Genomic DNA, 18,809 nt, shown 5'->3' with positions numbered 1-18,809 from the left:
CTGCTGCTATTCACCCATTTGAAATCAACTGGTTGCAATGAAAATACGCTTTCTATCTGCAAACGAGCATAAACTGGCCGAGGTGCGTACCATCCTCGAACCGGTGGGCGTGGAGGTGATCCCTATCGCGCGCCGTATTGAAGAGATTCAGACGGAAAATGAGGTCGAGCTGGTGCGCGATAAGCTTACCAAGGCGTTCTCGATTATTGGACGCCCGCTGTTTGTTGAACACACCGGTTTGTATCTCGACGGATTAAACGGCCTGCCTGCCGGGTTGACACGTATTTTCTGGCATAGGCTGGAGGCGGAGCGCTTTACCAAGCTGGTACAGGGACTGGAGAGTCAGAGCGTGACGGCCAAAACCTTGCTCGGCTATTGCGATGGCCGCAAGATGTATATGTTTGAAGGTGAAGTCCGTGGCACCATTGCTGCTCAGGCCGCCGGGCCGCGCGAGTTCCAGTGGGATTGCGTGTTTATCCCCGAAGGACATACGCAAACTTTTGCGGAAATGGGCGAGTTAAAAAATGAGGTTTCCATGCGACGACTGGCACTGGATCGTTTTGCCACTTTTCTGAAAACCTCACGGGGACTGGCATGAAACCGGAACTGAAACGTGCTTACGATGCCGGTAAGTTGATCCTGTTTGCCGGGGCGGGAATCTCGCGCAACCTGGGTCTGCCCGAGTGGCATGAACTGATTGCACATCTCGCTAATGAACTCGGTTATGACCCGAAAATCTTCAATACCTACGGTACCCATCTTTCGCTGGCGGAATATTACAAACAACGCAAAGGGTCACTTGGTCCGCTGCGCAGCTGGATGGATCGTGAGTGGCACCGCCCGGATATTGATGTGCGCAGTTCAGAAATTCATACCATGATCACGCAGGGCAATTTCTCGCGAATTTATACCACCAATTACGATCGCTGGCTGGAAATGGCGCACGAAGCGCATAATGTGCCTTACAGCAAAGTGGCGAACGCGGCTGATTTGGTATCGTTGACGGAAGATAAGCGTCATATCATCAAATTACACGGTGATTTCGACGATGACACCTCGATTGTTTTAGATGAAAGTAGCTACTTTGAACGACTCTATTTTGATTCGCCGCTGGATATTAAGCTGACCCACGATGTAATGGGTAACTCGGTACTGTTTGTCGGTTATAGCATCAGTGATTTTAATATCCGTCTGCTGTTTTATCGGCTGACTAAGATGTGGGGACGAACCGGTCTGGCGTCAGCACGACCTAAATCTTACCTGTTTACCAACCGTAATAACCCGGTGGCAAAAGAGGTTTTAGGGCAGTGGGGGATTGAGATGATCGTCTCTGAAGAGGATGATCCGCGTAAAGCACTCGCGGATTTTTTACAGGAATTGATCGCCTGATGGGCAAAAAACCATTGCCCCGCAACGATAATTCGGAATATACTGTATATAAATACAGTTAACGAGGTGCATCATGGCAGTCGAAACCAAATATGTTGTGGTCAGAAAGGGTGAAGAGAAAATGACGTTTGCCAATAAAAAAGACGCAGATGCCTGGGACAAGATGCTCGACATGGCTGATGCCTTCACAGACTGGCTGTTGCAAAATAATCCTGAGATGGATGAAAGCCAGGCAGAGGCAGTGGGACTGCAACTGGCGGAGCAAAAAGACGCGGTGCAGCACATTCTGCGTACCAGTAAGTTGCCAGAGCCGGCGAGCACTGAAGAATCCACGCCTGCTGAAACCGCCGCAGCGGATAATGGCGATGCACCAGAAAAGAAAGTTCGCGCCGTAAAGGTCGCCTGATTTGAAACAACGCCGTCGCTGATGACGGCGTTGTTGTTTCTGAATTAATGTTTGATGTGATAGCGAGTGCTACGGCCACCGCCCGGAAGTTTCTCCAGGTAGCCTTTCTCCAGTAACTCGTTTAAATGGCGTGTCGCAGTGGATTTACTCACTTTTGCCACTTTTTGGTATTGGCTTGCACTGATGCCATCGACAAAGCCTTGCTCACCGCCATCCAGCAGGCGATTAAGCACCTTCGTTTGCTCCATGCTGAGTTCTGCTCCCTGGTGCTTCAGCCAGAAGCGGGCTTTTTGCTGTGTGCGAGTTACCACGACCAGGGCTTGTTCAAGGCTGTCGTTGAGTACCTCCAGGAACCATGTCAGCCAGGCTGTCACCTGCATGTCCCCTCGTTGCGTCTCCTGCAAAATGCGGTAGTAATCAGAACGGCGAGCCAGAATTGATGCCGACATGGCATATAACCGAATACTTTGACTATCAGCCTGCGCCAGAGCCAGATCGGTTAATGCGCGTGTAATACGCCCATTACCATCGTCGAAGGGGTGTAACGTCACGAACCATAAATGACACAGCCCTGCACGTAATAAAGGATCGAGTAAAACGTCTTCCCGACTATGATTAAACCAGTCGATAAACTGTTGCAGCTGCGAATCCAGCCCGGCACGAGGAGGGGCTTCAAAATGGACAGTGGGTCGGTCAATCCGCCCGGACACCACCTGCATAGGTTCATCACCCCTTAAGCCCCCGACATTGAAACGCTGAATTGACCACTCACTGACAGGGAATAACCAGCGATGCCATTCGTATAAACGTGCCAGCGTTAAAGGTTGGTCGCGCAGGGTAATAGCATCCATCATCATTGCCGCTAATCCTTCCGAGCGTTCAGATACCGGATAGGGTTGTTCCAGTGACACCCCTAAGCGGCGGGCAAGCGAGGACCGTACCGACTGGGCATTTATCCGTTCATCCTCAATGGCTGAAGAAGACAGGATATTTGTCAGCAATGTATCCAGCGTCTGGCGATCGTTATTGTCTTCAATGCTGGCCTGTCCCAGCAAAACACCACGCTTTTGCTGTAAATGCCGGAGTAGTGGCAGTAATTTTTCATCCTGCCAGTGGAAGGCTGGCCAGTCGGGTTGTTGCCATATCCACATGATTCACCTCATATATAACGGCGTATGAGCTGAATGGAATGTTTATTCGGCTCGTATGTTGAGTCGATTAAGGTGACTATTCGACCCATATAATGAGCCGAATAGTAGACCATATTCGGCTCATTGACCAGCCGGGTTGGCATAACCTATGCCAGACCAGGGATTCATGCGCTGATTTTGCCCTTGTCGCATGGCTTGCTCATAAGAGGGAGGGGCTTCATTAACGGTGATTCCACTGAAATGATCCGCTAAATCATGGCTAACAGCCGGTGGCGCTGAGGGGGGAACACGATTCACTGCCCTGGGAACCGCAGGCGGATTACGATTAACCGCAATATTACTGCGATGATACATTTGGCCATTAAGTGGATAATGTCCATGATTCGAAAAATAATTAAAGATTTTCCGTTCATTAATAAACTCATATAAATAAGCTTGTGCCACGATGAGTTTTTCAGGAGCGATCTTAATACGTGAAGGTTCTGGAGCCACTAACCATAATGTCATCAGGTCTGCTCCTTTAATTAACCCCTGAATCTTACCAATGTCCTGGTATATTTTTATTTGCGTCTGAGAAGGATGAGTTAAATTTTCACCCTGTGACCTTGCCTTATCAATACTGGCAATGATTTTCTCTTCTGCTCGTGGGAGTTTTTTGCATGCCTTCCTGAGATACCTTAGATCACCGCCAATACGACTTCCTGACGAATTTGATACCAGCTTATTATAAGCTTCACCAGCATTAACAACCTTCGTTAAATTCTTACAGAAGTTTTTAATTATTTCTTCTGTTTTATAACTTAACGATGTTGTATCTGTAAATATCGTATCCAGATGATCAGTGAGATGGGAATAAGGAGATAGTATTCGCATGACAACAAACCTCTCTATAGATAATTGTTTGATCAGTGTTTGAGGTGCTGAACGAGCGATAACTCTTCAACTCAGGAAGTGTAAACAAACGCGTCTATTCTTTAGTAATGAGTTTTTCCTGATTTTCGTCGCAGGCTTATCTGTGAAAATTTTGTGGTTTATCACGACGAAAGATACCGAAATCATTACGGTTTTTCCTGAGTTGTCGCATCAGACCATGCGATCGGTTTTTGTTCATTGCTGGCGATTTCAGCCTGAAATTCTCACGTTTGATGCAGTGGAAAAGAGCGAGGTGACAAACTTTTGTCTGAACAACACGGAAAAGACAGGAAATTAAGTGGGCACATGCCATGGCAGCGCGATTTATCGTGCGAGGGGATTAACCACGCACGATAAAATTTGCCGCCGCGCCAATCAATGGGTAAACAACGAGAAAGTCCCCGCGTAGTAATTCACCATCCAACCGACATACACCAGCCATACCAATAACACGCCTGCCAAAGTCACTTTAGTGCTCATCTTCGTATCCTCTTGTTATGTGGGTGTGAAGACCCTGTGAGGAATAAGCTGACAGGAGATGCGTTCAATGTTTTTGCGCTGGATCAAAAAAGGGGATGCAAGCATCCCCGTGATGTTTTAATTGCGATCAAATCACGCAATTTACGCAGCTTTTGCCAAATCCGGAATCAGGAGGCAATCTCCTCCAGGCGACGATTCAGGGTGCGTGGACCGAAAATGCCGATGGTAAATACCACAATCGCCATTGCAGTTGAGATCACCATAAACACCGAACCCACCCCCATTTCATGCAACACCCATGCGATGGTAAAGCCCGATAACATACCGCTGATACGGCTGACCGAGTACACCATGCCAATGGCTTTGGCACGAAAACGTGTCGGGAACAATTCCGCCTGATAAGCGCGATAGGAGAAAGTCATACAGGTGCTGGCCAGAGACAACAGCAAACCCAGGGTGACCAGCATCACCGGCTGCGATTGCCATGAGAACACGGTGCCCACCAGCGCTATTGCCAGTGCGGAGCCACTCACCAGCCATTTACGTTCGATACGGTCAGCAAAGGTCATGGCCAGTAGCGGTCCGAGCGGGCTGGCAAACGCAATCAGGAACGAATACAGCAGGCTATGGGTGAAGGTGACACCTTTCGCGGCCAGTAACGTCGGGATCCAACTGGCAAAACCGTAGTAGCCAATCGACTGAAAGAAGTTGAACACCAGCAGCATAATGGTGCGACGACGGTAGGGCGGCCGCCACATCTCATTTTTCACTGTAGGGACATTCTCCACCGGTTTCAGCGCGTCGACGTTGACGGGGGGTAATACCGCGCCTGTGGATTTGGCGACGCGTGCTTCGAGGCGGCGCACAATGTCCTCGGCTTCCTTGTAACGACCCTTCTCCACCAGCCAGCGCGGGCTTTCCGGCAGTCCCATCCGGATCAACCAGACAATCACCGCCCCGATGCAACCGAATAACACCACCCAGCGCCAGCCGGTTAGTCCAAACGGCGCCAATGGCACCAGTTGCCATGACAGAAAGGCAATAGTGGGGATCGAGGTGTATTGAATCGCCTGTACAAAGGCATATGAACGACCACGCAGACGTGCCGGGATGAATTCCGATACGTAAGCATCAATGGTGACCAGCTCTGCACCGACGCCGATCCCCGAAATGATGCGCCAGAACACCACGGCATAGGGATGATGCTGGAAAGCCATAATACCGCTGGCAATGGCATACACCAGCAAAGCAATGATGAAGACTTTGCGCCGTCCTACCCGGTCAGCAAGATTGGCAATCAGCAAAGTACCGAGAAAAACGCCAAGAAACATGGCCGCCACAAACGCCCCCAGGCTGCTGGGATCGAAGAAGTTATGGCTGCCATGGGTGAAAATCCCTTCACGCACCATACCCGGTCCGATATAGGCGGTGAGAAACACGTCATAAACTTCGAACCAGCCACCAAGGGCCAGCGCAAAGATGATTAACCATAGTGGACGAGCGGCCGGTAATCGCTCCAGTCGCGCGGAAAGCTGTGCACCAAAGGCTTTCCCTTCTTCTGGTGTGAAATTGTCACGCCAGGTGATCGGTGGCGGTAACGACTCGCTCAGTGAAATTTTTTTAAGCACGGTAGGGTACTCCACTGTTTTTATAATGATGGAAACGCAGGTTTATATCGTTCAGGTAAAACACTGACCGTAGCTACCGTCCTGAGCGTCAATTCCTGGTGCGAATAAATTCGCACCCTACAGGCGTAGGGTCGGCATTGATGCCGACCAGGCCAATAATCGCACGAATCCGTAGTGGCGCGATTTATCGCGCCGATTTCATCAGGATTGACGCACAGCGGTAGTTATAAAGGACAACCTTTGGCACGCAGGATCGCGTTAAAACGTTCTGGGTCATTGGTTCCGGCGAGATTGCTGGCGCGGATTTTCTCTTCACGCTGCGCATGTTGTTGCACGCGTGGCAGCAATACACTCAACTCGTCATGCGGAATGGCAATCACGCCATCCGCATCCGCGACGATCAGATCACCGGGGGAAATCACCAGCCCGGCACAGTGCACCGTGGTGTTCACTTCACCAGGACCGTCTTTTGATGGTCCGCGCAGCGTGTTGCCACGCGCCCAGACTGCAACGCCGCCCTCAGCCCATTCGTTAAGATCGCGCACTGCGCCGTCAATGACAAAACCCGCAATTTTCTTCGCGACGGCCGAGGTGCGCATAAGGCCACCAATCAACGCCTGAGTCAGGTCGCCCGAACCATCCACCACGATCACATCACCAGGTTGCGCCAGTTCAATGGCTTTGTGAATCATCAGGTTGTCGCCAGGACGAACCTTCACCGTCAGTGCCGGGCCACACAGCACCAGTTGCGGGTCGTTGTGATAAGCCGTCAGCCCCAATGCACCGACACTGCGCCCCATTGAGTCGCCAATATTTGGCACGGGCAATTGACGGAACGCCTCCAGGGTTGCGTTATCAATCTGAGGACCACGTTCGCCAATAAAATAGCCAATCGGCCAGTCACTTCGCATCGTCATAATTAACTCCGGTTAAGTACCTGCGGATTCACACAGGCAGGAAGGTGAATGTGTTGGTTATCGAGCCAGGCCAGGCATTGGCGCGCTGCGCTTTGTGCCACTGCGTCCAGCGCCTGGGGGGTGGACCCGCCAATATGCGGGGTGATGATCAGGTTTGGCAGTGCGCGGAACGGATGATCGGCGGCCAGCGGCTCCTGGGCCACGGTGTCCAGCGCCGCTGCGCGCAACTGGCCATTTTGCAGTGCCGTTGCCAGCGCTTCTTCATCCACCAGCTCGCCGCGCGCGGTGTTAATCAGGATCGCGCCTTTCGGCAAAAGTGCGAGCGAGGTCACATTGATCATCTGACGGGTTTTTGGCGTTACCGGGCAATGCAGGCTCAGCACATCGGCCAGCGGCAGCAAATCGTCCAGTGATGCACAGCGTTGCGCTCCTTCAACATCGGCATCGGCAGCAATGGCCGGGTCGAAAAATGCCACCTGCATACCGATAGCGCGAGCAACGCGTGCTACGCGGCGGCCGATTTCGCCAAAACCAACCAGCCCGAGTGTTTTCCCCTGCAACTCTTCGCCATCACCGCTACGTGTCCAGCGACCGGCGGTCACTTCCTGCTGGAAGAAAGGCAGGCGGCGCGCGCAGTTCAGCATCAGTGCCAGCGTCAGTTCCGCGACCGATTGCGCATTGGTCGCCGGGGTGGTGAGTACCGGGATACCCTGCCGGGTCGCGGCTTCAACATCGATATTGGTGACACCAACACCGTGTTTACAGATGATTTTTAACGTCGGACAGGCTGCTATCGCTTTGGCACTTAACTCAACAGTACGTGAAATCACCGCGTCATAAGGCACGCTGCTCATACGGCGCTCCACTTCCACCGCATCGTTGGCGTTGTCCAGATAATCCACGACGCAATGGGCGTCAGCGAGTAAGGTGCGGCCTCCCTGGCCGAGGCTCGTGGTGGTCACGAGAAAGCGATAAGTCATGATGATTCTCCGATAGGGTTTAGCGTCATCCTGGCATCGGGGACCGATAAAAAATATTCTGTGTTAGTTATTAATTCATTCCTGATGGGAATAGGTGGGCATTTTTTGCTGAAGGAAATCGGGCAAAATCACCGCAAACCGCGCGCCATACTGCGTTAACAACTTGTTCACTTTCTGATGACATCAATAGCGGCATATTGGCTAACGCTTTTTGTTAAACGATCGGGCTGTAAGGCTGCAGAAATAAGCCTTGTGTCACAGCGCTTCATCGGGTCCGGGCACGCGTCTGTAGTGTGATCGACTTCAAATTCCACCCTCAACCGCCTGTTACAAAAGAAACAATTGCTTACTTCCCTCGGTGCAAAAATGTGTCATTCGCGCGCCCGCGCAAAAATACAGCACTCTTTTTGCCAGCACGAAATGGTAAAAGTTAGTAAAGATTTAAAATGTACTGTCTGGTTCATTAACAACTACATATCAGAATGGTTACATCATGAATCAGTCCAAAGATCTGCTTTCCGTGCTCGGCCGGGTGATGGCCGTCGGCCTGTTTTTTACCTCCGGCGTCGACAAAATTTCGCACTACAGCGACAACTTGCAACTGATGGCCAGTAACAACGTACCGGGCTTTTTCCTGCCCCTGGTGATCCTGCTGGAAGTCGGCGGTGGACTGGCGATTGCCCTCGGTTTTCTCACCCGTTTCACGGCAATTTTTATGGCCGTTTTCTCCGTGGTAGCAGGCTTCCTGTTCTACCAGGGCTACAGCTACGCACATCTGATGGTGTGGCTGAAAAACATCTCCTGCGCTGCCGGTTTCCTGTTGCTGTGTCTGCATGGTGGCGGCAAATGGAGCCTCGACCATGTGCTGCAACGCCGCTTCGCCCGTAGCTGAGCGGGAAAAATACTTAACATCCCTTAACCCATTATTTCAGGACTAAATCATGAAATTGATTCCGACAGCACTGCTGTGCAGTGGCTTGATCTGCGTAACGGCGCAGGCCGCTCAACCGGTTAACCAGGTTTCCGTACTGACTCATCAGCAGGCGCAGGCGCTGGTGGCAAAAGCGGAACAAATCATCCGTAGCCATCAGATTGGTGGTGTGGTCGCGGTAGTCGATCCCTTTGGTCAGTTGATTAGTTTTGACCGTCTTGATGGTGCGACCCTGGCAAACAGTGAGCTGGCACCGAAAAAAGCCCATTCCGCAGCAGCGTTCGGCGTACCGACGGCCAGCTTCCAGCAGAAGATCGCGGCAGGGAATATCGGGATGCTGGGTAATCCGGCAGTGGTGCCGTTGCCTGGTGGCGAGCCGGTCAAACTCAATGGCGTGGTGGTGGGGGCGATTGGCGTCAGCACGCCGGATGGCAATGTTGATGCCGAAGCGGCTAAAGGGGCGCTGTCGGCCCTGAATGTCGGTTAGCGTGAGAAGCTGAAAATGGAAAGAAGACGCTTTTTACAACTGATGATGGCGACACCGGTTATCGTCGCCATTCCGATGCAGCCTTTGCTGGCGGCCCCGGTGGACAGCGGAGCCGCGCTGCTGCTGCGCGCCAGTGAGTTGCTCACCGGGCGGCGCGGGCTGGATATCGGTATCACCGAACGCCTGTGGACCCTGCAGTGCCAGCAGGATAGCGCGTTCCCTGCGCAGCTCGCCAGCCTGATGACGCGACTGAACGCGCTGCACAGCGAAGATCGCGAACAGATTGTTGCCCAGCTCAGCGATGACGAGGTGAAAACCGCACTGACCATCATTTCACCGTGGTATCTCGGCTACACCGGTCATCCCTCAACCACCAAAGCGGTGGATGACGCACACTTCGTCACCTTCCTGTCCGCATTGATGTACGAACCCACGCGCGATCACACCATACGCCCTACCTACGCGCGTGCGGGTGGTGATTACTGGGCCGAGGTACCGCCGGGTGTGAATGCCCCTGCGATGCCGGCAGAAATTCGTGCCTGGGGCGATCGCTCGCCCGTTGCCGCCAGCACCATCAAAGAACCGGATGCCCCGTGGCTGCTGATGATTCAGGGCAAAGCCAAAACCCTCGTGGAAGCCGAGGCGTTGCTGGCGCAGCACAACAACACATAACAAGAAACGTGAGCAGGAAGACAAAATGAGCGAATTTGATGCTGATGTGGTGATCATCGGCTCCGGCGCACTCGGCGCTAATGCGGCTTACCAGCTGGCAAAAGCCGGGAAGTCGGTGATTATGCTGGAAGCCGGTCCCTATATTCCCCGCTGGAAAGTGGTGGAAAACTATCGCAACGGTGCCAGTAAACGTAACTGGTGCGCACCGTATCCGAATCTGCCCTGGGCACCCAACTCCTACACCGAAGGTTACATCGACGCCAAAGGGGATGAGGATTTTGAGTATGTCACCAGCTACCTGCGCGTGGCCGGGGGCAGTACCCGCCACTGGGCATCCGCCTGCTGGCGTCTGTTACCTAACGATTTCAAACTGAAAAGCGTCTATGGCGTGGGGCGCGACTGGCCGTTTGAATATAGCGAGCTGGAACCCTGGTATGTCAAAGCCGAACGTGAAATCGGCGTGGTGGGCACCGGTGAAGAGGACCAGAGCGGCCAGGGACGTGGTCATTATCCCCCGCGTTCTGCTGAGTATCCGCTGCCGCCGGAAGCTAAGCCTTATATGGTGCAGCGTATGCAGGCCAAACTCGGCCCGATGGGCTATCAGGTGGTGCATGAGCCTCATGCGCGCGTATCTCGCCCTTACGATGGCCGTCCGGCCTGTGCCGGGAATAACAATTGTGAACCGATCTGCCCGATTGGCGCGATGTACTCCGGTGATATGCATGTCGATAAGGCGGTGGCGCTGGGTGTGAAGCTGCTGACGGAATGTGTGGCCTGGAAACTGGAGAAGGGCGCGGGCAATAAGATTGTCGCACTGACCTATCGCAAGCCCGATGGTCAAGACACCCGCCTCACCGCGAAGGTGTTTGTGGTGGCGGCACACGGGCTGGAAACGCCTAAGTTGCTGCTGATGAATGACATCGCCAACAGTTCCGATCAGGTAGGCCGTAATCTGATGGATCACACCGGTCTGAGCCTGACTTTCCTCGCCGACGAACCGCTGTGGACCGGGCGTGGTTCCGTGCAACATGGCACTATCGCCAATCGTCGCGATGAAGCCAGCCGCGCGCAGCATTCCGCCATTCGCTACTCGCTGCGTAACCTGGTGCCCAACGTTGATGTGACGGTGCCCTTGCTGAAGCAGGGCATGATGGGCCAGGCACTGGATGATGCCATCCGCGATCGTGCCTCACGCATTATGAATATCAGTACCATGAGCGAAACCCTGCCCAGCCCGACCAACCGCGTCGTGCCGAATTACGACCGCAAAGACTCCATTGGTCTGCCGATGCTGAAGGTGAACTATCACCTCGACAATTACGTGCGTGGCATGCGCCCACAGGCGTACAAAGACTTTGCCAACTTTTTGCAGGCGTTTAACGGCGAAGTGATTGAAGCCCCCACCGGCTGGCGCAACCAGTATCACATCATGGGCACCACCATTATGGGTGATAACCGCCAGGATTCGGTGGTTGATGCCCATTGTCGCAGCTGGGATCACCCCAATCTGTTCCTCGCCACCACGGGTGTGATGCCCACTTCGGCAACCGTTAACCCGACGCTGACCGGCATCGCTCTGGCGATCCGCATGGCCGACACCATTGCCAGGGAGATCTGATCGATGCGTATAAAAACGTTTTTTCGCATCGCCAGCGCCAGCCTGTTGCTGCTGAGCGGTGTAAGCCTGGCGCAGGATGCCTCGCCAGATCTGGTAAAACGCGGCGAATATCTGGCAACCGCCGGGGATTGCTCCGCCTGCCATCGCAATCCACAAAGCGGCCAGCCGTTCTCCGGTGGTTATGCCATCCAGTCGCCGATGGGCATGATTTACGGTTCCAATATCACACCATCGAAAAGCGCCGGTATTGGTAATTACAGCCTCGCCGATTTCACTGCGGTGATGCGTGAGGGCAAAGCGCCGGGCAATCATTATCTTTACCCAGCGATGCCTTACACCGCGTTTGCCGGGATGTCGGACGAGGATATCCACGCGCTGTATTCTTACCTGATGCTGGGTGTCCCTGCGGATGATCATCCGGCACCGGAAACCCATCTGCCATTCCCGTTTTCTTTCCGTCCGGTGATGGCGATGTGGAACCTGATGTTCCTCGATAAAAGTGCAGTGCCGGGCAGCGCTGCCGCAGCGGGCAGTGCCGAACGCGGTGAGTATCTGGTACGGACTCTGGCGCACTGCTCCACCTGTCATACGCCGCGTAATGGCATGATGGCGGAGCAGGGGGATCGTTTCCTTTCTGGCGGGAAAGTGGGTAGCTGGAGCGCACCAAACATCACGCCGGATGCCAAAGCCGGAATTGGTGACTGGAGCGAAGCCGAAATTGAAACCTACCTGCGCACCGGCGCGCTGCATGGTAAAGCGATTGCGGCCGGAGAGATGGGCACGGCGGTACAGAATTCGTTCTCGAAAATGGATGCCAGCGATCTGCAAGCCATTGCGCGCTATCTGAAGCAGGTGCCCGCCATCGGTGGAGACGACCGTAAAGCGCCTGCCGTTGCCCCTGCGACCACGCCGCTGTCGGCGATTGAAACGGGCATGAAAGATGACATCAATGATTACGTCTCAGCGGATGCCATGAGCGGTGCGCAGCTTTACAACGGAGCCTGCGCCACCTGCCATGCCAGTGATGGTCGGGGTACGCACGATGCGCAGCACTTTTACCCGTCGCTGGTGGGATCTTCGGCGGTGCTGGCTGCTGACCCGGCCAACCTGATCATGACCATCGCCGAAGGAGTGGATCGCAATACTGCCGCCGGACATGCCTTTATGCCGGAGTTCCGTACCCAGTTCAGTCAGGAACAACTGGCGAAAGTGGCAAATTACGTCTCGACCAGTTTTGGCAACCCACAACACCCGATCACCTCTGTTGATGTCAGCCAGACACTGCAAGGTGAGAGTGGCAGCTGGTTGATCCGTTACGCGCAACCTCTAACTATCGCTGGCGCTGTTGTCGCGGTGATGGTACTGCTGTGGTTAATTTATCTTCTGCGCCGTCGGCGCGGGTAATCCACGGGAGCCGCGATCTGGCTCCCTTATTATGGAGTGATTGAAAATGAAAAAGATCCTGTCTCTGGCGCTGCTGAGTGCCGCTCTGTTCGGTGCGGCGGGTGCTCAGGCGGTTACCACACAAACCATTCTGACAGAGAGTGATGCGCAGAAACTGATTGCCGCCGCGCAGGAAAAAGCCCACGCGCTGAATGCCAACGTCTGTATCGCGGTACTGGATCAGTCTGGTGAACTGCTGGCGTTCCAGCGTATGGACAATGCTCCGGTCGGTTGTATTGATTCATCGATTCTGAAGGGCCGTGCTGCGGCGCTGTATCGCACGCCAACCGACAAATATATGGATCGCGCCAATGGCAAAGAACCGGCTATCGCCACGTTGCCGGGCGTGATCCCGCTGGGCGGCGGTTCTCCGGTGGTGTGGAAGGGTAATACGCTGGGCGCGGTTGGCGTCAGTGGCTCGGCCAACCCGAATGAAATCGCCATCGCCAAAGCGGCGAGTGACAGTTTTAAATAATCAGGTTTATGCGTTGGCGCGGTATTGTTTGCCGCGCCAATACGACAAATATATTTTTCGTGTATTTATAACTATGTTACCTGTGAAATTAATTCGAAATTTTTTTACCGCCAAATTTCTTCACAATGGCGGCCGATCTGACATTAATTGCTTCGGTAGTAATGCTCCTGACTTTATATTGTTTCATTAATATCATAATGCTACGCAGTGACAAAAAGGAGCCAACGCCTTTAACCCGAAATTCAGGATCTATATCCTCACCAACAGCAGTTGGAACCTGCGTTTTCGGGTTGGCTAGCGCATAGTTAATAACAATGTCTGTTTTATTGCCTTCATCATAGTAGGTAAAAACTTGAGCCTCAAGCAGGCCATAAATTTTTCTTCCTTCGAGTACGTTTTTATCTTTTTTTCGCATTAATGCAAAGATTTTTTTTCCTGTCGCAGAGTTAGTGTTAAGGCGGAATCCGGATAAAAATCTATTTTCCATGATATTATTTTCATCATACAATATTCCGGCAGAGGTTTTTTTCATATAGTTGGCAACCTCCACGCCAAGAGCAATGTTGGTTTTTTGTGCATCGCTTAATTCATGGCGATTTTTTTGTATGTCGACATACTGATTATAAAATCCTTTGGCGTTTTCCGCTAATTCGTCAGAGCCAAATAGAAAGCCCTCAGCATCCTGGTCATTTAATTCGACAACTTTAAACTCTTTCGATGACACATATGTTTTTTTCGCTTCATCATAAACACTGACTCTGCTTTTACTCCGTATTAATTTTGCCGCGATGCTGGTTTTAATACCGACGTTGACTTTATATTTCCCGGTTTCTACTGTTTCCAACCCGTCATTATCCCATAATGTTACAGGATTATTTCTTACCATCCGGAACAGGTTGAGTCCGTCCAGGGTGCCCGCTGGATCGGCACTCAGCCAGCGTCCCACCCACGGCTGATAATAGCGATACCCGTAGTAGTAAAGACCTGTCGCATCCCGTTCCCTGCCTGAGTACCTTATGGTTCTGTAATCTGCCTCCATTCGGTTTCGTGCTGTCAGTACGGCCGTGCCACCGTAGGGATAATATTCCTCCCGGCAGATGATATTCCCGCCGCCGTCTACCTCCAGACAGAGGCTGCCGATGAGGTTGTGATAGCGGTAACGAAACTGGTCATTATCCATGTTCTCCGGTTGCCCGCTCTCCCAGTGGAGTACCTGCACCTGCGCACCACCCGCTTCTTGCACGCTGATGACCTGCAGATTTTCTTTTACCGTGCTACCGCTCCTTGTACAGCGCAGTTCCAGCCCTGGCAGGTATAGCACCCGGTGTGTTTGCTCGTTGCCGCCAGCTTTCTGTGTGCTTCGCTTCAGGATACGCTGGCTGTTTGCATCGTACCGGTATCTCTCGTTATCGTCGGATATCCCATCACGGACCACGGGTATCACTTGCTGTAGCTCACCTCGGGGTGTCCAGGTCAATGCCTGCCCCGGCTGTAAAAGCAACTGCTGCCCGCCTGCCGCAAACAATCGGTCAACCTCCGCAGGATTTTTGGTCAACGTGTTCAGTACGCCACGGTTGCTGTGGTCGCTGAGGGTGAGGGTGGTGGTATAGCGATTGCTGATAGCCGGTGAATTATGCTGTACCTGCGTCAGGTTACCCGCTGTATCGTAGGTATAAATACGTGTGTAAAGCGTATAGGCGGAAGGGTCCACCGGAAAGGGGGTCGTGGCCAGAGATAACGTGTTGCCCTGCTGGCCTGAATTCGCCATCTCGCGCCCGGTGGACTTTACCAACTGGTAAAGGCTGTCGTAGGTGTATGTGTTCTCCGGCTCCACCTTCTGATTGCGCCAGAATTGCGTGTCTTCCGCCCCGTCGATCACCTGCGTTACGTTTCCGACCGGGTCATATGTCCAGTTCAGATCCTGAAGCAGCTTCGATCCGCAAGGATGGCCCTGCGGGCGCTCCGTCCTCATCCCAGTCAAACGTTGTGTCTGCGGCTCGTAGTTATAGGTCGTCACCACTCCGTTGCCGTGTTCCTCACGCTGTTTCAGTCCTGCGGCGTTGCAGGAAAGGGATTTGACGATAACCTGTTCGCTGCCACCTTTGATGGTTAGCCAGCGACCCGTTAGCTTACCCGCGCTGTCATACTCCGCGCGCTGCCGGTTGCCTGCAGCATCGGTGATGGTAAGTATGGCACCGGTTGCGTCCACTGTGGTCAGGGTACTGTACTGCTCCGCAGTGAGCTGATGGTTCCAGATGGAGGGATCGTCACCCTGCCAGTCAGTGCGCCAGGTTGAATCGTCTTCCCCTTGCAGCAGTCGGCGTGTCACCGACAGTTGCACACCGATCAGCGATACGCTGTTTGTCTGCACCACGCCTGCGGGATCATAATGACCGATGCATTGTCCTGCCAGATTCTGCTGCTGCTCAGCCCGGGAGTTTCCGGCGTATATGAGGCGTTCCGAGCAGTGTATCGCGTCTGCTGCCCTCTGTTCCGACACGCTCAGCAACCGTCCCGGCAGGTCGAAACTCTCGTAAGCAAAGGTCCGCTTCACGGCTTGTTTGAGATCAGTTTTCCCGTTCCCATCGGTGTCGATGTAATCCACCACCAGCAACGGTCGCCCGACGGCATCGTTCAGCCTCACGGTGGTACCTGCATCGGTGCTCTGGGTGCGCAGAATGTTCCCGGTAAGGTCCCGCTGCCAGACAATGTTCACCAGGCCCGCGTCATGCAGACGAGGGTCTGCGCTCTGTACCAAACCTCGGGCGTTATACTGATGGCGGGTGAGACGCACGGAGGGGTTGGCTGGCAGGTCTGGATGGCGATAAAACTCAACGTTGCGAACAATCTGCCCGCGACCATTATGTACTGCGAGTGACGGCGTGTTGCCGAAGACTGATGATCCCATGATGCTCCCCTGTGCCAGCCGCAGCGATCAAACCCCGTATGTACACGGTCTGGTTTGTCTCATTTACAGTCTGGGGTTAAAAGGCAAAAAATGAGGGAGGTACTTATTTTTCTTTTATTGGACAGCAGGGGTGTTTAACGGTTTGTTTTTTTCAGATTTATTCATGGAGTGGCCGGAAAAAATGACGGCTGGCATAGATGGAAATATCGCATACCGGGAGAGTTACCGTTTTTCCACAGCAAACTGGATCTGACATTTCCCTGGCTTGAACACAAGAATACTTCACCCCGCCACTGATCAGACCTGCCAGGCCATCAAGTTCCCCCCGACACCGCCGATAGATTATTCGAAGGAATGTGTGTGCACAGGGAGTGGTTCTTTTTACCGGAAAGTGTCAACCCCAGGAGCGCCAGCATGGCCAAACGACTGTCTGATAAGAAAAAAATGAGCACCCGCACGCAAATGCTGCTGACGGGAGCCTTAACCATTACCCTCGGCTTTACCGTCACTATTGGTGTGCTTAGCTGGCAATCCAGCCACGAACAACGATCGCTGGCAGAAAATTATCTGCAACAAATTGCGCAAAGCCAGGCACTGCAAATTCAGCAGGATCTCAGCTATGCGCGTGATGTGGCACATAACCTTGGTCACAATATTATCGCGCTGCCCGATGCCGGTGTGCAGGATCGCAAAGTCATCGACAAGATGATGGAATCGACGCTGCGCGATAATCCCAGCTATCTTTCTGTCTCCGTGATCATGGAAGAAAACGCCTTTGACGGACGTGATGCTGAGTTTGCCGATAAACCCGGTCAGGCACCGAAAGGGCGCTACGCCTGGTTCGTTGATCGCGATCAGTCCGGCAACTTCAGGATGCATCCACTGGCTTCCTTTCTGACCCCTGGACAGGGTGATTATTATCTGCTGCCACAGAAAAGCCAGAAAGATACGCTGATCGAACCCTACAGCTACGCCTACAACGGCGTACCCACGTTGCTGACCTCTGTGGCCGCGCCCATTGTCAGCCAGGGGAAATTGTGGGGGGTGGTGACCTCCGATATTTCGCTGGCCTCGTTGCAGGAACGGGTCAATAAAATCAAACCCTGGGCAGGCACTGGCTACGCAATGCTGCTTTCCAGCGCCGGAAACGTGGTGTCTTATCCGGATAAAAGCCTGACCAGCAAGGCATGGAAAGGTAATACCAACAATTTCAGCAACCACGTCATTGAACACCATGACGATATTATCGGTGGTGACGCGCTGGTGACATGGCAACCGATTGTGATCGGCAACAGCGACCAGAAATGGTATCTCGCTGTTGTGGCCCCGGTCAGTGAAGTGATGGCCGCTGCCAATCGCCAGTTGATCAACGCCATCGTCATGATGGTTATCAGCATTTTGCTGGTCAGCTCGCTGCTCGGGCTGCTGTTCAGCCGCAAAGTGCTGAAGCCCATTGGTGGTGAACCGCTGGAAGCGGCCACCATTGCGCTGGCGGTTGCCGATGGCAAGCTGGATAACCACATCACCGTGAAATCACACGACACCAGCAGCCTGTTCTATGCCCTGGGCACCATGCAAAACCAGTTGCGTGATATCGTCGGACAGATTCAGGACGCCAGCGCGTCGGTACGTCAGGGGGCGGGAGAAATCGCCAGCGGCAACCTCAACCTCGCGTCCCGTACCGAACAACAGGCCGCCGCACTGGAGCAGACAGCCGCCAGCATGGAGCAAATCACTGCCACGGTGAAACACAACGCGGCTAATGCGCATCAGGCGACTGCGCTCACTGACAATGCCACGCAAATCGCCAGTCGTGGTGAAGCGCTGGTGGGTGAAGTGGTGCAAACCATGGCGCAGATTGACGACAGCGCGAAAAAAATCGGCGATATCACCGCCATCATCAATAGCATTGCCTTCCAGACTAACATCCTGGCGCTCAACGCTGCCGTGGAAGCGGCGCGGGCGGGTGAACAGGGACGTGGTTTTGCTGTTGTGGCCTCTGAAGTACGCAATCTGGCGCAGCGCAGCGCCAATGCGGTGAAGGAGATTGCTGCCCTGATCGAAGAGTCCAGCCAGCGCGTGGGCAGTGGCGTTCAACTGGTTCAGGATGCCGGTAAAACCATGCAGGAGATGACCCATGCGGTGCATTCGGTGCGCACCATTATCGGCGAAATCGTGACAGCTTCGGATGAGCAGGCGCGGGGTATCAGCCAGGTGACCATTGCAGTTAATGAAATGGATGGCACCACACAGCAGAACGCTGCGCTGGTCCAGCAGATGTCGGCCGCTGCCAGCTCGCTGGAAGATCAGGCTGCTCAGCTGGCGCAGACCGTAGGGCGCTTTCATCTGGCCTGATCAGTCAGAAGTGGGTAAAGTCGTGGCCATCGCGCCACGATTTTTTTTGTCATCCAC

General features: G+C 53.5%; 16 protein-coding genes. 10 read left to right on the top strand and 6 right to left on the bottom strand.

All coding sequences use genetic code 11. From position 1 onward, the window contains the following. Positions 1-37: 37 nt before the first annotated feature. The 3 genes from CUN67_RS22710 to CUN67_RS22700 all read left to right on the top strand — a co-directional run bounded on the left by CUN67_RS22710 (position 38) and on the right by CUN67_RS22700 (position 1,795). On the top strand, positions 38-598 hold the full coding sequence (locus CUN67_RS22710) for a non-canonical purine NTP pyrophosphatase (RefSeq protein WP_208717719.1): 561 nt from the start codon (positions 38-40) through the stop codon (positions 596-598). Beyond that, positions 595-1,389 carry an SIR2 family protein gene (locus CUN67_RS22705; protein ID WP_084880999.1) on the top strand — a complete coding sequence of 265 codons (795 nt, stop codon included), beginning with the start codon at positions 595-597 and terminating at the stop codon, positions 1,387-1,389. The genes CUN67_RS22710 and CUN67_RS22705 overlap by 4 nt, the downstream gene beginning before the upstream one ends. A 73-nt stretch (positions 1,390-1,462) precedes the next feature. After that, the gene (locus CUN67_RS22700) at positions 1,463-1,795 is read left to right on the top strand and encodes a YebG family protein (RefSeq protein WP_208717718.1); all 333 of its coding nucleotides are present in this window, start codon (positions 1,463-1,465) and stop codon (positions 1,793-1,795) included. 44 nt (positions 1,796-1,839) lie between these two features. Here the strand turns inward: CUN67_RS22700 and CUN67_RS22695 are convergent, their stop codons facing one another. The 5 genes from CUN67_RS22695 to CUN67_RS22675 all read right to left on the bottom strand — a co-directional run bounded on the left by CUN67_RS22695 (position 1,840) and on the right by CUN67_RS22675 (position 7,863). Further along, the gene (locus CUN67_RS22695) at positions 1,840-2,946 is read right to left on the bottom strand and encodes a Fic family protein (protein ID WP_208717717.1); all 1,107 of its coding nucleotides are present in this window, start codon (positions 2,944-2,946) and stop codon (positions 1,840-1,842) included. A 120-nt stretch (positions 2,947-3,066) separates the two neighbouring features. Then, positions 3,067-3,819 (bottom strand): hypothetical protein, encoded by a 753-nt coding sequence (locus CUN67_RS22690; RefSeq protein WP_208717716.1) that lies wholly within the window; start codon positions 3,817-3,819, stop codon positions 3,067-3,069. Positions 3,820-4,505: 686 nt separating this feature from the next. After that, positions 4,506-5,966 carry an MFS transporter gene (locus tag CUN67_RS22685; protein WP_208717715.1) on the bottom strand — a complete coding sequence of 487 codons (1,461 nt, stop codon included), beginning with the start codon at positions 5,964-5,966 and terminating at the stop codon, positions 4,506-4,508. Positions 5,967-6,190: 224 nt separating this feature from the next. After that, complete coding sequence (locus CUN67_RS22680; protein ID WP_208717714.1) at positions 6,191-6,883, bottom strand: RraA family protein; 693 nt, start codon at positions 6,881-6,883, stop codon at positions 6,191-6,193. A 2-nt stretch (positions 6,884-6,885) separates the two neighbouring features. After that, positions 6,886-7,863, bottom strand: coding sequence for a hydroxyacid dehydrogenase (locus CUN67_RS22675; protein ID WP_208717713.1), 978 nt, complete (start codon positions 7,861-7,863; stop codon positions 6,886-6,888). A 493-nt stretch (positions 7,864-8,356) separates the two neighbouring features. On the opposite strand from CUN67_RS22675, the gene CUN67_RS22670 reads away from it, so the two are divergent. From CUN67_RS22670 to CUN67_RS22645, 6 genes are read left to right on the top strand one after another with little or no spacing between them, the layout of a single operon-like run. Next, positions 8,357-8,755: a DoxX family protein gene (locus CUN67_RS22670; RefSeq protein WP_208717712.1), complete on the top strand. Its 399-nt coding sequence runs from the start codon at positions 8,357-8,359 to the stop codon at positions 8,753-8,755. Positions 8,756-8,804: 49 nt separating this feature from the next. Further along, complete coding sequence (locus tag CUN67_RS22665; RefSeq protein WP_208717711.1) at positions 8,805-9,281, top strand: GlcG/HbpS family heme-binding protein; 477 nt, start codon at positions 8,805-8,807, stop codon at positions 9,279-9,281. A gap of 15 nt (positions 9,282-9,296) precedes the next feature. Then, positions 9,297-9,953, top strand: a complete 657-nt coding sequence (locus CUN67_RS22660; RefSeq protein WP_208717710.1) for a sugar dehydrogenase complex small subunit — start codon at positions 9,297-9,299, stop codon at positions 9,951-9,953. Positions 9,954-9,978: 25 nt separating this feature from the next. Then, on the top strand, positions 9,979-11,571 hold the full coding sequence (locus CUN67_RS22655; RefSeq protein WP_208717709.1) for a GMC family oxidoreductase: 1,593 nt from the start codon (positions 9,979-9,981) through the stop codon (positions 11,569-11,571). Between the two features lie 3 nt (positions 11,572-11,574). Continuing rightward, a complete protein-coding gene (locus CUN67_RS22650) occupies positions 11,575-12,975 on the top strand; it encodes a c-type cytochrome (RefSeq protein WP_208717708.1) in 1,401 nt (466 codons plus the stop codon). A gap of 46 nt (positions 12,976-13,021) precedes the next feature. Continuing rightward, positions 13,022-13,489, top strand: coding sequence for a GlcG/HbpS family heme-binding protein (locus tag CUN67_RS22645; protein ID WP_084880987.1), 468 nt, complete (start codon positions 13,022-13,024; stop codon positions 13,487-13,489). Positions 13,490-13,577: 88 nt separating this feature from the next. Here the strand turns inward: CUN67_RS22645 and CUN67_RS22640 are convergent, their stop codons facing one another. Next, positions 13,578-16,397: an RHS repeat domain-containing protein gene (locus CUN67_RS22640; RefSeq protein WP_208717707.1), complete on the bottom strand. Its 2,820-nt coding sequence runs from the start codon at positions 16,395-16,397 to the stop codon at positions 13,578-13,580. Positions 16,398-16,811: 414 nt separating this feature from the next. On the opposite strand from CUN67_RS22640, the gene CUN67_RS22635 reads away from it, so the two are divergent. Then, positions 16,812-18,752 (top strand): methyl-accepting chemotaxis protein, encoded by a 1,941-nt coding sequence (locus CUN67_RS22635; protein ID WP_208717706.1) that lies wholly within the window; start codon positions 16,812-16,814, stop codon positions 18,750-18,752. Positions 18,753-18,809 lie beyond the last annotated feature (57 nt).

Origin of the sequence: Pantoea cypripedii (genome assembly GCF_011395035.1) — a bacterium.
GTDB lineage: Bacteria > Pseudomonadota > Gammaproteobacteria > Enterobacterales > Enterobacteriaceae > Pantoea > Pantoea cypripedii_A.
This window is presented reverse-complemented; position numbering and strand designations above follow the sequence as displayed.